We start from the raw sequence: 12,920 nt of genomic DNA on the forward strand, positions 1-12,920 counted from the left end.
GCAACCCACCAGCCCCAGCCACCCGAACCGGCCCCGCCCCACGTCCGACGGACGGAGTCCGGCGCAGCGGCGCAAAGCCGGTGAGGCCGCCTGCGGCCGAGCCGTGCGAGCGGCGCGTCAAGAAGGAGAAGGGGGGCGGCGGTGGAGTTCCGCGAAGACCCGGCCCGCCGCCACCCAGTGCCCGGCCCGGACCCAGCCGGAGGCCTCCGCGTGCCCGGCCAGCGCGGCAGCGCCGACGCGGGCCCAGGGGAACGGCGCGCCCAGGCCGGCCCGGCCGTCGAAGACGCGGACCTCGCACCGCTCGTCCAGCTCCGCGTCCACGGCGGCGCACTCGACGACCAGCCTCCCGGCGGCGGCCAGGACCTGCGCCATCCGCGCGAGCAGGGCCGCCGGGTCGCCCCCGATGCCGATGTTCCCGTCGATCAGCAGCGCCGTGTCCCAACGCCCCTCACCCGGAAGGGAGTCGAAGACCGACCGGCGCAGCGCCGTACCGCCCGCGCGGGCCGTGCGGGCCACCGCCTCCGGGCTGACGTCGACGCCGAGGGCGCGGTGCCCCCGGGCGGCCAGGGCCGACACCAGCCGCCCGGGGCCGCAGCCGATGTCGAGGACCGCGCCCCGGCAGCGGCGCAGCACCGTCCGGTCCGCGCGGTCGGGGGCCTCGCACCAGCGCTCCACCTCCAGCGGCAGCAGCCAGCCGTCCCCCCGCCGCAGGAACAGCGGCCCCCGGCCGCTCCGCAGGGCCAGGGCGTACGGGTCGGCCGTCCAGGCCGCCGCGGCGGTCATCGGCGTACTGCCGGATCCGCCGGGTCCGCCGGGTCCGCCGGGTCCGCCGGAGCCAGCTCCGCCAGCCGTGCCGCGAAGGCCCCGGCCGGAGCCGAGGCGGCCACCAGGCGGGCGTCCTCCGCGGTGTCCACGTCCCGCAGCCGCGGCAGCCGCCCGATCCGCAGCCCGGCCGCACGCAGGCGCTCGTACTGCACGGCCCCCGTCTCGGGCACCGACATCGGGACCCCGCGCAGCAGTGCCGGGTCCGGCTCCGCGAGCCCCAGCGCCCAGAAGCCCCCGTCCACGGCGGGCCCGAACCACGCGTCGTACGCCCCCCAGTCGACGGTCAGCAGCTCCGGAGTGACCTGCGGGGTGTCCATCCCGATCAGCAGCGCGGGCCCGGCGCACCCCCCGAAGGCGGCCGCGAGCCGCTCGTCCAGCGTCCCGTCCGCCTGCGGGAGCACCTCGAAGCCGGGCGGCAGCCAGGGGCCGGGCCGCCCGTCCAGTACGAGGACCCGCCGTGCGGCGGGGGCCAGGGCGACCGCCGCCAGGGTGTCGGCGAGCGCGGCCTCGGCCAGCGCCGCCGCCGCGGCGGGGGTGAAGGGCGGGGTGAGCCGGGTCTTGACCCGGCCCGGCACGGGCTCCTTGGCGATCACGAGCAGGGTGGTCACCGGGCACCACCGGCCGGGGCGGGGCGTTCGGCCGCGGGCTCCGCGAGGACCCGGCTCATGTCGCGCACGGCTTGCCAGGTGCCCCGCCAGGTGCCCGTCACCTTCGACTTCCCGGCGCGCGGCAGGTACGGCACGTCCACCTCGCGGACCCGCCAGCCCGCGTCCGCGGCCCGTACCACCATCTCCAGCGGGTACCCGGAGCGGCGGTCGGCGAGCCCCAGGCCCAGCAGATCGGCGCGCCGGGCCGCCCGCAGCGGGCCGAGGTCGTGCAGCCGCAGTCCGGTGCGGCGGCGCAGCATCCGGGCCAGCGCCAGGTTCCCGGCCCGGGCGTGCACGGGCCAGGCGCCCCGGCCGGCGGGGCGCCGCCGGCCCAGGACGAGATCGGTCTCGCCGGCGGCCACGGCGGCCACGAAGCCGGTCAGCAGGCCGGGGTCGTGCGAGGCGTCACAGTCGCAGAAGCAGACGATCTCCGCCTCGGCGGCGAGCAGCCCGGCATGGCAGGCGGCGCCGAAGCCGCGCCGGGACTCGCTCACCACCGTGGCGCCCAGCTCGCGCGCGATCCCGGCGGACCCGTCGGTGGACCCGTTGTCCACGACCAGGGCCCGCCAGCCGCTCGGCACACGGGCGAGCACCCAGGGCAGGGCCTCGGCCTCGTTCAGACAGGGCAGGACGACATCAACACTCACGGTCACGGTCACGTCGTTCACGGTAGGAACCGCGGGCCGGGAAAAGGGGCCCGCAGTCCTTACGAAACGCGGACACCGCCCCGTGCGGCCCCGGTCCGCGGCACCGGCGCCCGCCGCGGATGGGAGGCTGGGCGGCATGAGCAGCAGCATGGACGCACCGCCCGCGCGGATCCTCGTCGTCGACGACGACGCGACCGTCTCCGAGGTCGTCGCCGGATATCTGCGGCGGGCCGGCCACGTCGTGGAGGAAGCGGCGGACGGCCCCGCCGCCCTCGCCGCCGCCGACCGGGTCCGGCCGGACCTGGTGGTGCTCGACCTGATGCTGCCGGGACTGGACGGACTGGAGGTCTGCCGGCGGCTGCGTGCCGCCGGACCGGTGCCGGTGATCATGCTGACGGCGCGGGGCGACGAGGACGACCGGATCCTGGGCCTGGAGGTGGGCGCGGACGACTACGTCACCAAGCCGTTCAGCCCGCGCGAGCTGGTCCTGAGGGTCACGTCGGTGCTGCGGCGCAGCCGCGCCGCGGACCGGGTCCCCGTACCGGGGCGGCTGGACGGCGGGGGGATCACGCTCGATCCCGCCACCCGCCGGGCCGCCCGTGACGGCCGCGAACTGGCTCTCACCCTGCGGGAGTTCGACCTCCTCGCGCACTTCCTGCGGCATCCGGGGCGCGTCCACGGGCGGGAGGAACTGATGCGGGACGTGTGGGGCTGGGACTTCGGTGACCTGTCGACGGTGACGGTGCACGTACGAAGGCTGCGGGCGAAGGTCGAGGAGGACCCCGGCCGGCCGCGGCTGATCCGGACGGTGTGGGGCGTGGGCTACCGCTTCGAACCGGCGGGGGAGGGGACCGCGTGAAGGACATCGCCCTCATCGCCCTTTTCGCGCTCGGCGGCGCGGTCTGCGCGGGGCTGCTCGGGGCCGTCGTGCTGCGGCTGGTGCGTCGCCGCTCGGTGGCGGTCTCCCTCACGGTGATCGCCGCCGTCACCGTGACGGCCATGCTGGCCGGAACGCTCGCCGTCGCCCAGGCGATGTTCCTGTCCCCGCACGACCTCGGCGTGGTGACCCTCGTCGCGGCGATGGCGGCGGTGGTCTCGCTGGCCACCGCGCTGCTGCTCGGCCGGTGGGTGGTGGCCCGCAGCCGTGAACTGTCCCTGGCCGCACGGGACTTCGGCGACGGCGGCAGCTTCGAGGCGCCGCCCGGGCAGACCACCGCCGAACTGGACGCCTTGTCCCGGGAACTGGCGGTGACCAGCGCCAAACTGGCCGCCTCGCGGGAGCGGGAGCGCGCGCTGGAGTCCTCGCGCCGCGAGCTGGTCGCCTGGATCTCCCACGACCTGCGGACCCCCCTCGCCGGGCTGCGGGCGATGTCGGAGGCCCTGGAGGACGGGGTGGCGGCAGACCCCGACCGCTACCACCGGCAGATCCGGACCGAGGTGGAACGGCTCGACGCGATGGTCGGAGACCTGTTCGAGCTGTCGCGCATCCACGCCGGGGCGCTGGCGCTGAGCCCGAGCCGGATCTCCCTGTACGACCTGGTCGGGGACGCGCTGTCCGGGGTCGACCCGCTCGCGCGGGAGCACGGGGTGCGGCTGGTGGGGGAGGGGGTGGACCGGGTTCCGGTCGAGGTCGACGGCAAGGAGATGACCCGGGTCCTGGCGAACCTGCTCGTCAACGCGATCCGGCACACCCCGGCCGACGGGACCGTCGCGGTCGCGGCCGCCGCCGAGCGGCGGGCCGGGGTGGTGGTGCTGTCCGTGACGGACGGCTGCGGGGGCATTCCGGTGGCGGACCTGCCGAGGGTGTTCGACACCGGCTGGCGGGGCGCCGCCGCACGGACGCCGCCCGCCGGTGCGGGGCTGGGCCTGGCCATCGTGCGGGGCATCGTGGAGGCCCACGCGGGGCGCACGGCGGTCCGCAACGTCCCGGGAGGGTGCCGCTTCGAGGTCACCCTGCCGCTGCCCTGACGGGCCGGCTCCCCGCCCCGCCCTTCGCCCGTTCCTCCCCCGGCTACCGCTGGGAGGTACCCCGGGGCTGCGCCCGTACGGGGTCCGGGGCGCAGCCCCGGGGAACGGTGGGAGGGCGGTTGGGGGACGCCCCCGCGCAGCGGCCGACCAGCCGCAGACGACCCACCGGAGCCGGGTCCGCGGCCGCCCCGCACCCCCCAGGCGGACGGAGTCCGGCACAGCGGCGCGAAGCCGGCGGGGCCGGCCCCGGCCGCGCGCGCACGGCGAAGGCCCCCGTCAGGAGGAGGCGGCGAATTCCGTCATGCCCGCCCCGAAGTCCGTGCCCGGCCGCCAGCCGAGTTCCTCCCGCAGCCGCCGCGAGTCGGCGGTGATGTGGCGGACGTCGCCCAGCCGGAACTCCCCGGTGACCACCGGCGCGGGGCCGCCGTGGGCGGCGGCGAGGGCCGTGGCCATCTCCCCGATCGTGCGGGGGTCCCCGCTCCCCGTGTTGTACGGGGTGCACGCCCCGGGCGGGAGCGTGCCCAGCGCTTCCAGGGCCACCACGTTGGCCTCCGCCACGTCCCGCACGTGCACGAAGTCCCGCCGCTGGCCCCCGTCCTCGAAGACCCGCGGCGCCTCGCCCCGCGCCAGCGCGGAGCGGAAGAAGGAGGCCACCCCCGCGTACGGGGTGTCGCGCGGCATCCCCGGCCCGTACACGTTGTGGTAGCGCAGCGACACCGCGCGGCCCTCCGTGCCGCGGGCCCACGCCGCCGCGAGGTGCTCCTGGGCCAGCTTCGTCGTGGCGTACACGTTCCGCGGGTCGGCGGGGGCGTCCTCGGTGACCAGCCCCGGGGTGAGTTCCGCCCCGCAGGAGGGGCAGCGCGGTTCGAAGAGCCCCGCCGCCAGGTCGGCCGCGGGGCGCGGCCCGGGCCGGACGACGCCGTGGCGCGGGCACTCGTACCGGCCCTCCCCGTACACCACCATCGATCCGGCCAGCACGAGGCCGCGCACCCCCGCCGAGGCCATCTCGGTGAGCAGCACCGCCGTTCCGAGGTCGTTCACGGCGACGTACCGCGGCGCGTCGGAGAAGTCCTTGCCGAGGCCCACCACCGCGGCCTGGTGGCAGACGGCGTCCACCCCGCGCAGGGCCGCCCGCACGGTCCCGGGGTCGCGGACGTCCCCCTGGAGGTATCCGGGCTCCGGCAGCCGCGGTGGGCCGGCCCGGCCCGCGCGGGCGGCGGGGACCCGGACGTCGAGGACGACCGGGTCGTGGCCGTGCCGGCGCAGGGCGGTGACGATGTGGGAGCCGATGAACCCGGCCCCTCCGGTGACGAGTACGCGCATGTGCCGGACGCTACGGAGCCGCGCCGCGGACCGGGGGCAGCCACGCCCTGCCGTAAGACTTCCGTCATCCCCCGCCCCTGGCTGCGCATCCACCCCACGAGTTCCCAACTCCCCTTTGAACAAAGGCCGGTGGCCCAATTCAGGCGCCCGGCGGTGGCTTGAGCGCGACGGCCCGAGGGCATAAGTCGGGCCCGGCCCCTTTCAGGCCGAAGGGCCGTCGATGCCGTCCTTAGGGGGGACTCGTGCACTACTACGTCGACGTCATCAAGCGCTATGCGGACTTCTCCGGCCGCGCGCGCCGCCAGGAGTACTGGATGTTCGTCCTGTGCAGCATCCCGATCATGGTCGTGGCGATCGTGCTCGACTTCGCGCTCGGGAGCTACCCGGTCATCTTCTACATCTACAACCTCGCCGTCTTCCTCCCCACCCTGGGCCTGAGCGTCCGCCGACTGCACGACACCGGCAGGTCCGGCTGGTGGTACCTGATCGGCTTCATCCCGTTCGTCGGCTGGATCGGGATCATCGTCCTGATGGCCCTGGAGGGCGACGCCGGACCGAACGAGTACGGCGCGAGCCCCAAGCAGGTCACCGCCTGAAACGCACGGCGCGACGGCGCCGCCGCCGGCCCCGGAGGCCGGCGGCGGCGCCTTTCGCGTTGCCGTGACGCGCGTCTCCCCGGTCTTCCGGCAGGGGGCTGTCCAGACATGCCCGATCACGAGATATCTTGATGTCGAGCAATGTTGCAGACGAGAGACGCAGACTGTGGAGCGGAGCATCCGGTGACTGACTCGACCATCATCTACACGCACACTGACGAGGCCCCGGCCCTCGCGACGTATTCCTTCCTGCCTGTGATCCAGGCCTACGCGTCGACGGCCGGTGTGAATGTCGAGACCCGTGACATCTCCCTGGCCGGTCGGATCATCGCCGTCTTCCCCGAGTACCTCGAGGAGGGGCAGCGGATCCCCGACGCCCTCGCCGAGCTCGGCGAGCTGGCGAAGACCCCCGAGGCCAACATCATCAAGCTGCCCAACATCTCGGCCTCGATCCCGCAGCTGAAGGCCGCGATCGCCGAGCTCCAGGGCCAGGGCTACGCCCTTCCGGACTACCCGGACGACCCGAAGTCCGACGAGGAGCGCGAGATCCGCGCCCGCTACGACAAGATCAAGGGCAGCGCCGTCAACCCGGTCCTGCGCGAGGGCAACTCCGACCGCCGCGCCCCCGCCTCGGTGAAGAACTACGCCAAGGCCCACCCGCACCGCATGGGCGCCTGGAGCCCCGAGTCGAAGACGAACGTCGCCACCATGGGCGAGAACGACTTCCGCTCCACCGAGAAGTCCGCCGTGATCGCCGAGGCCGGCACGCTGCGCATCGAGCACGTCGCCGCCGACGGCGCCACCACCGTCCTGCGCGAGTCCGTCCCGGTCCTCGCCGGTGAGGTCGTGGACGCGTCCGTCATGCACGTCGACGCCCTGCGCACCTTCCTGAACGACCAGATCGAGCGCGCCAAGGCCGAGGACGTCCTGTTCTCCGTGCACCTCAAGGCCACGATGATGAAGGTCTCCGACCCGATCATCTTCGGCCACGTGGTCCGCGCCTTCTTCCCGAAGACCTTCGCCCGCTACGGCGAGACCCTCGCCGCCGCCGGCCTGTCCCCCAACGACGGCCTCGGCACCATCCTGAACGGCCTGGGCGGCCTCGCCGACGGCGACGCGATCAAGGCCTCCTTCGACGCCGAGATCGCCGAGGGCCCGGCCCTCGCGATGGTCGACTCCGACAAGGGCATCACCAACCTGCACGTGCCGTCCGACGTCATCGTCGACGCCTCCATGCCGGCCATGATCCGCACCTCCGGCCACATGTGGGGCCCGGACGGCGCCGAGGCCGACACCCTCGCCGTCCTCCCGGACAGCAGCTACGCCGGCGTCTACCAGGCCGTCGTCGAGGACTGCCGCGCCCACGGCGCGTTCGACCCGGCCACCATGGGCTCGGTGCCGAACGTCGGCCTGATGGCCCAGAAGGCCGAGGAGTACGGCAGCCACGACAAGACCTTCGAGATCGCCGCCGCGGGCACCGTCCGCGTCGTCGACGCCGCGGGCAACGTGCTCATCGAGCAGGAGGTCGCCGCCGGCGACATCTTCCGCGCCTGCCAGACCAAGGACCTGCCCATCCAGGACTGGGTCAAGCTCGCCGTCACCCGCGCCCGCGCCACCGGCGCCCCGGCCGTCTTCTGGCTCGACGAGACCCGCGCCCACGACGCGCAGCTCATCGCCAAGGTCAAGACGTACCTCGCGGAGCACGACACCGAGGGCCTGACCATCGAGATCCTCTCCCCGGTCGAGGCCACGAAGTACTCCCTGGAGCGCATCCGCCGCGGCGAGGACACCATCTCGGTGACCGGCAACGTGCTGCGCGACTACCTGACCGACCTCTTCCCGATCCTGGAGCTGGGCACCAGCGCCAAGATGCTGTCGGTCGTCCCGCTGATGGCGGGCGGCGGCCTCTTCGAGACGGGCGCCGGCGGCTCCGCCCCGAAGCACGTCCAGCAGCTGGTCAAGGAGAACTACCTGCGCTGGGACTCGCTGGGCGAGTTCTTCGCGCTGGCCGCCTCCTTCGAGCACCTCGCAGCCACCACCGGCAACGCCCGCGCCCAGGTCCTGGCCGACACCCTGGACCGCGCCACCGGCACCTTCCTGAACGAGGACAAGTCGCCGACCCGTCGCCTCGGCGGCATCGACAACCGCGGCAGCCACTTCTTCCTCGCCCTGTACTGGGCGCAGGAGCTGGCCGGCCAGAGCGACGACGCGCAGCTGGCGGCGGCCTTCGAGCCGCTCGCCAAGACGCTGGCCGAGCAGGAGACGGCCATCGTCGCCGAGCTGAACGCCGTCCAGGGCTCCCCGGCCGACATCGGCGGCTACTTCCAGCCCGACCCGGCCAAGGCGGCCCAGGTGATGCGTCCCTCCGCGACGCTGAACCAGGCGCTCGCCATCCTGGGCTGACGCCCACCGCAGTAGGCAGTAGGCAGTAGGCAGTAGGCAGTACGCGTTCCGCCCCGGCCCGGCCCCGTGCCCGGCCGGGGCGGACCCGTATCCGGACGGCTGCGGCTCAGAGCCGGTGCACCCGCCCCTGGCCCACGGAGAGCGGGTGCCGGCCGGCCGCCAGGATGCGCAGGCCGGGCGCGGCGGCGAGCAGCTCCCGCAGCCAGGTCAGCGCCTCGGGGCCGAGCCGGTCGCTGCCGTCCAGGACCAGCAGCATGTCCCGCTCCGCCAGCCAGGAGGCGGCGTTGGCCGTGCCGTAGGGCAGGAAGGGCATGCCCGGTACGCAGCCCAGCGCGGCCACGAGGCCGCGTACGCCGCCGTCCGGGCTGACGGTGACCACCGCGGCCCCGTCGCAGAAGTTGGACGCCAGCCGCCGGGCGACGTCCCGCACCAGCAGGCTCCGGGCCTCGTGGAACCGGCCGGTGACCGTCAGCACCCGGCCCCGCCGGACGGCGGTGAGCAGGCGGGAGAGCTCGGTGGACGTGGTCGGCAGTGTTCCGGTCGCTCCGCCCGATGGTGTCGGCCGGGAGTCCCCCATCATCACGATGCCCCCCGTTGCATGCGTGACCCAGTGCGGCGCGAGGGTTGTTTCGCGCCGCGTGACGATGATTATGCGTCAATTCAGCTGTATAGCTAGGGGAATGCCGTATTCCGGCGCATGGTCCGGGAACGCCCTGGTCAGCCGGTGCCCTGCCGGTCGCGGTGAACGGTCGTCCGCGGGGCGGCAAGGGGCCGTACGGCCGAACGGGCACGTCCACGGGGAGGGGTCGGGATGACGGCGCACCGGGGGCGCTCCCGCTTGTCCCGGCGCCGGGCCGCCCTGCCGGCCGCCGCCTGCGTCCTCGCCGGCCTCTGCGCCGCGGCCGGCATCGCCTGGGGCCCCTTCACGGCCGCGGCCGGCCAGGACGGAGCCCGGCCCGCCGCCGGCGCGTCCCGGTCCGCCGGGCCCTCCGCCACCCCGGGATCCGGCGGGGCGAGCCAGGCCCCGCCCGCCCCTGCGGCACCGGCCCCGAGCGGCACCCCCGCCCGCCCGGCCGCCGGGGCCCTGCCGTTCGACCTGCCCGCACCGGCCGCGCTCCGCTCCGGCGACGCAGGCCGCAAGCTGGTGTTCGCCCACTACTTCACCCCGTACCCCCTCTCCCTCGACAACGCGAGCGCCGAAACCGACTACTACACCCGCAACTACCTCGACCCCCGCGGCGAGAACGGCAAACACCAGCGGTACGGCGGCCTGCTCCGCGACCGCCCGCCGCCCGTCCCGCCCAAGGACGGCGACTGGGAGTACGCCAACCTCCAGCAGGAGGTCCGCACCGCCCGCGACGCGGGCCTCGACGGCTTCACCCTCGACCTGCTCTCCCTCTCCGGGAAGAACCGGGAGCGCGCGGACCTGCTGATGAGGGCGGCCCACGCGGCCGACCCGGCCTTCAAGGTCATGCTGATGCCGGACATGACCTCACTGGACACCGACGACCCCGCCGTGCTCGCCGACGCCCTCGCCGTCCTCGGCGCCAACCCCGCCGCGCACCGGCTCGACGACGGCCGGCTCGTCGTGTCCCCGTTCAAGGCCGAGCAGAAGAGCACCGACTGGTGGCGCCGCCTCCTGCAACTGATGGAGTCCCGGCACGGCGTCCGCACCGCCTTCGTCCCCCTCTTCCTCGACCTCGGCGCGCACGCCGACGCCTTCGCGCCCATCAGCCACGGGTTCTCCGAATGGGGCAGCCGCAGCCACGCGGGCCAGGAGGGCGCCTTCGACGACGTCCGGCGGGCGCACGGCAAGGGCAAGATCTGGATGCAGCCCGTGTCCGTCCAGGACGCCCGCCCGAACCAGGGGATCTACGACGAGGCCGGCAACACCGCCACCCTGCGCTCCACCTGGACCCACGCCATCGAGGACGGCGCCGACTGGGTACAGCTGACCACCTGGAACGACTACTCCGAGGGCAGCCAGTTCGCCCCGTCCCGGCACAACGGCCACGCCTACCTGGACCTCTCCTCCTACTACCTGACCCGCTTCAAGACCGGCGGCTGGCCCCCGATCGTCCGCGACACGCTCTACCTCACCGGCCGCACCCAGTTCGCGGCCGCCGGCCCCACCGGCGGCCAGTCGCTCCTGATGTCCCTGCGCCCGGGAAGTGCCGCCGCGCGGGACACGGTGGAGGTGCTCAGCTTCCTGACGGCGCCCGCGACCGTCCGCAGCACCGTCGGCTCCGCCGCGCGGGAGCACGCGGCCCCGGCCGGCGTCCACGCCGAACTGCTGCCGCTGCGCCCCGGGACCAGCTCGGCGGAGGTGGCCCGCGGCGGGGGGAGCGCGGTGCGGGTGGAGCTGCCGTACGCCGTGGACCACGAGGTGCCGGTGCAGGACCTCCAGTACTACGCCGCGACCAGCGGCCGCCCGGGCTGACGGGACACCGGGCTGACGGGACACCGGGCTGACCGGACACCGGGCGGGGGACGTACGTCCGGCCGGGCAGGCCAATCCGGCGCAAGCGGCCCTTCCCTCCCGGGCGGCGAGACCCCATGCTCCGGGTGCGGGCTCACGAGGCCCGCACCCGACACGTCCCGTCCGGAGGTACCCGTGCCCGCGCCGTCCGCCCCCTCCGCCCCGCCCGCCTACCCCGGCGGCCCCGGCCTCTTCCGGCTGGACCCCGCCGTCGCCCACCTCAACCACGGCTCCTACGGCGCCGTCCCGCTCCCCGTCCAGGAGGCGCAGGAAGCCCTGCGGGCCGAGGCCCACGCCGACCCCGACGCCTTCTTCCAGGCCCTCCCCGACCGGCTGGCCGCCACCCGCGCCCGGATCGCGGCCCGGCTGGGCACCGACCCGGACGGCCTCGCGTTCATCTCCAACGCCACCGAGGGCGCCAACCTCGCGTTCGAGGCCATCCCGCTCGCCGAGGGCGACGAGGTGCTCGTCACCGACCACGGCTACGGCACCGTCACCGCGGCCGCCGCCCGCCGCGCCCGCGTGACCACCGTGGCCCTGGACCCGCACCTGCCCGACGAGGACGCCGTACGCGAGACCGTGCTGGCCGCGCTCACGCCCCGCACCAAGGCGGTCCTGCTCGACCACGTCAGCTCGCCCACCGCCCGCCTCATCGCCTCACCCCGGCTGCTCGCCGAGCTTTCCGCGCGCGGCATCACCACCGTCGTCGATGGCGCCCACGCCCCGGGCATGCTGGCCGAGCCGGTCGCCGCCGGCGCCGACTTCTGGTTCGGCAACCTCCACAAGTGGGGCTACGCGCCCTCCGGCACCGCCCTCCTCGCCGTCGCCCCCGCCCACCGGGCCCGGGTCCGCTCCCTCTCCCCGTCCTGGCAGGACCACCTCGGTTACCCGCGCTCCGTCGAGTACCGCGCCACCGCCGACTACACCGGCTGGCTGGCCGCCCCCGAGGGCCTCGACCTCATCGAACGGCTCGGCGCCGACGGCGTCCGGGCCCACAACAGCGCCCTCGCCGCCTACGGGGCCGAGCTGCTCGCCCGGATCCCCGGCCTCACCCCGCTCCCGTACACCCCGGGCCTGGCCATGCGCTCCCTGCTGCTGCCGCCCGGCACCGCCGAGACCCAGGACGCCGCCGCGGCCATGCGCGAGGAGATCGCGGCGAAGGCCCGCATCCGCACCCTGATCTGGGCCCGGCCGGGCGGCGGCGGCATCCGGGTCTGCGGGCAGATCTACAACCGGCCCGAGGAGTACGAGCGCCTCGCCGCCGCCCTGCCGGGCTTCCTCAGGGGCGCCTGAGCAGGTAGGTGTCCATGATCCAGCCCTTGCGGGCGCGGGCCTCGGTCCGCAGCTCCTCGATGCGGCCGGACACCTCCGCCAGCTTCCCCTGGACCAGGATCTCGTCCGGGGTGCCCACGTAGGCGCCCCAGTAGATGTACAGGTCCTGGTCCAGATGGGCGGTGAAGGCGTGCCGGGCGTCCAGCATCACCACCACGTCGTCCACGTCCTGCGGCCAGCCCTCCGCGAGCCGGCGGCCCGTGGTGATCTGGACCGGGCGCCCGACCCGGTTCAGGTTGGTGCGGTGCCTGGCCAGCAGCGCCGACACGCTGCTGATGCCGGGCACCACCTCGTGCTCGAACGCCACCCTGCCGTGCTCCAGCACCTCTTCGAGGATCGCGAGGGTGGAGTCGTACAGGGAGGGGTCGCCCCACACCAGGAACGCGCCCGTCTCGCCCTCCGCCAGGTCCTCGGCGATGAACCGCTCGAAGATCCCGGCCCGCGCGCTGCGCCAGCCGTCCACCGTCGGGGTGTAGTCGGCCGGGGTACGGTCCCGGTCCGGGTCGCGGCCCTCCACCAGCCGGTGGCCGGGACGGGCGTGCGCGTCGAGCATCGCCCGCCGCAGGCCGGTCAGGTCCGACTTCTCCTCCCCCTTCTCCAGGATGAGGAATGCGTCCGCCGCGCCGATCGCCTTGACCGCCTGGAGGGTCAGGTGGTCCGGGTCGCCCGCGCCTATGCCGATGACTGAGAACTTCTTCAC

General features: G+C 74.9%; 12 protein-coding genes. 6 read left to right on the plus strand and 6 right to left on the minus strand.

Annotation, left to right across the window (positions count from 1 at the left end; all coding sequences use genetic code 11):
* Positions 1-117 precede the first annotated feature (117 nt).
* Genes ACZ518_RS25705 through ACZ518_RS25715 form a run of 3 tightly spaced genes read right to left on the minus strand, consistent with a single transcriptional unit; the run spans position 118 to position 2,131 of the window.
* Positions 118-783 carry a class I SAM-dependent methyltransferase gene (locus tag ACZ518_RS25705; protein ID WP_469115335.1) on the minus strand — a complete coding sequence of 222 codons (666 nt, stop codon included), beginning with the start codon at positions 781-783 and terminating at the stop codon, positions 118-120.
* On the minus strand, positions 780-1,433 hold the full coding sequence (locus tag ACZ518_RS25710; RefSeq protein WP_469115336.1) for a TIGR04282 family arsenosugar biosynthesis glycosyltransferase: 654 nt from the start codon (positions 1,431-1,433) through the stop codon (positions 780-782). The genes ACZ518_RS25705 and ACZ518_RS25710 overlap by 4 nt, the downstream gene beginning before the upstream one ends.
* The gene (locus tag ACZ518_RS25715) at positions 1,430-2,131 is read right to left on the minus strand and encodes a glycosyltransferase family 2 protein (RefSeq protein ID WP_469115337.1); all 702 of its coding nucleotides are present in this window, start codon (positions 2,129-2,131) and stop codon (positions 1,430-1,432) included. The genes ACZ518_RS25710 and ACZ518_RS25715 overlap by 4 nt, the downstream gene beginning before the upstream one ends.
* A 124-nt stretch (positions 2,132-2,255) precedes the next feature.
* Here ACZ518_RS25715 and ACZ518_RS25720 point away from each other — a divergent pair, with 124 nt between their 5' ends.
* Positions 2,256-2,978 carry a response regulator gene (locus ACZ518_RS25720; RefSeq protein WP_469115338.1) on the plus strand — a complete coding sequence of 241 codons (723 nt, stop codon included), beginning with the start codon at positions 2,256-2,258 and terminating at the stop codon, positions 2,976-2,978.
* Positions 2,975-4,087 (plus strand): sensor histidine kinase, encoded by a 1,113-nt coding sequence (locus ACZ518_RS25725; protein WP_469115339.1) that lies wholly within the window; start codon positions 2,975-2,977, stop codon positions 4,085-4,087. Before ACZ518_RS25720 ends, ACZ518_RS25725 begins: the two co-directional genes overlap by 4 nt.
* A 276-nt stretch (positions 4,088-4,363) precedes the next feature.
* Here ACZ518_RS25725 and ACZ518_RS25730 read toward each other — a convergent pair whose 3' ends face one another.
* The gene (locus ACZ518_RS25730) at positions 4,364-5,410 is read right to left on the minus strand and encodes an NAD-dependent epimerase/dehydratase family protein (protein ID WP_469115340.1); all 1,047 of its coding nucleotides are present in this window, start codon (positions 5,408-5,410) and stop codon (positions 4,364-4,366) included.
* 242 nt (positions 5,411-5,652) lie between these two features.
* On the opposite strand from ACZ518_RS25730, the gene ACZ518_RS25735 reads away from it, so the two are divergent.
* Positions 5,653-6,006 carry a DUF805 domain-containing protein gene (locus ACZ518_RS25735; protein ID WP_469115341.1) on the plus strand — a complete coding sequence of 118 codons (354 nt, stop codon included), beginning with the start codon at positions 5,653-5,655 and terminating at the stop codon, positions 6,004-6,006.
* Between the two features lie 183 nt (positions 6,007-6,189).
* The gene (locus tag ACZ518_RS25740) at positions 6,190-8,409 is read left to right on the plus strand and encodes an NADP-dependent isocitrate dehydrogenase (RefSeq protein WP_469115342.1); all 2,220 of its coding nucleotides are present in this window, start codon (positions 6,190-6,192) and stop codon (positions 8,407-8,409) included.
* Positions 8,410-8,515: 106 nt separating this feature from the next.
* Here the strand turns inward: ACZ518_RS25740 and ACZ518_RS25745 are convergent, their stop codons facing one another.
* Entirely contained in the window at positions 8,516-8,992 is a 477-nt protein-coding gene (locus ACZ518_RS25745) for a hypothetical protein (RefSeq protein ID WP_469115343.1), read from the minus strand.
* Between the two features lie 228 nt (positions 8,993-9,220).
* On the opposite strand from ACZ518_RS25745, the gene ACZ518_RS25750 reads away from it, so the two are divergent.
* Together ACZ518_RS25750 and ACZ518_RS25755 are read left to right on the plus strand one after the other, a co-directional pair.
* Entirely contained in the window at positions 9,221-10,849 is a 1,629-nt protein-coding gene (locus tag ACZ518_RS25750; protein ID WP_469115344.1) for a glycoside hydrolase family 71 protein, read from the plus strand.
* A 174-nt stretch (positions 10,850-11,023) separates the two neighbouring features.
* Positions 11,024-12,181 carry an aminotransferase class V-fold PLP-dependent enzyme gene (locus tag ACZ518_RS25755; RefSeq protein ID WP_469115345.1) on the plus strand — a complete coding sequence of 386 codons (1,158 nt, stop codon included), beginning with the start codon at positions 11,024-11,026 and terminating at the stop codon, positions 12,179-12,181.
* Here the strand turns inward: ACZ518_RS25755 and cobF are convergent.
* Positions 12,168-12,920: a precorrin-6A synthase (deacetylating) gene (cobF, locus tag ACZ518_RS25760; protein ID WP_469115346.1), complete on the minus strand. Its 753-nt coding sequence runs from the start codon at positions 12,918-12,920 to the stop codon at positions 12,168-12,170. The two genes, ACZ518_RS25755 and cobF, sit on opposite strands and share 14 nt — an antisense overlap.

The sequence above is a fragment of the Streptomyces sp. NPDC033966 genome, from assembly GCF_055575955.1.

Coding starts and splice junctions, on each gene's coding strand:
- ACZ518_RS25750 (WP_469115344.1), top strand. CDS start 9,221: ATGACGGCGCACCGGGGGCGCTCCCGCTTGTCCCGGCGCCGGGCCGCC.
- ACZ518_RS25720 (WP_469115338.1), top strand. CDS start 2,256: ATGAGCAGCAGCATGGACGCACCGCCCGCGCGGATCCTCGTCGTCGAC.
- ACZ518_RS25705 (WP_469115335.1), bottom strand. CDS start 783: ATGACCGCCGCGGCGGCCTGGACGGCCGACCCGTACGCCCTGGCCCTG.
- ACZ518_RS25730 (WP_469115340.1), bottom strand. CDS start 5,410: ATGCGCGTACTCGTCACCGGAGGGGCCGGGTTCATCGGCTCCCACATC.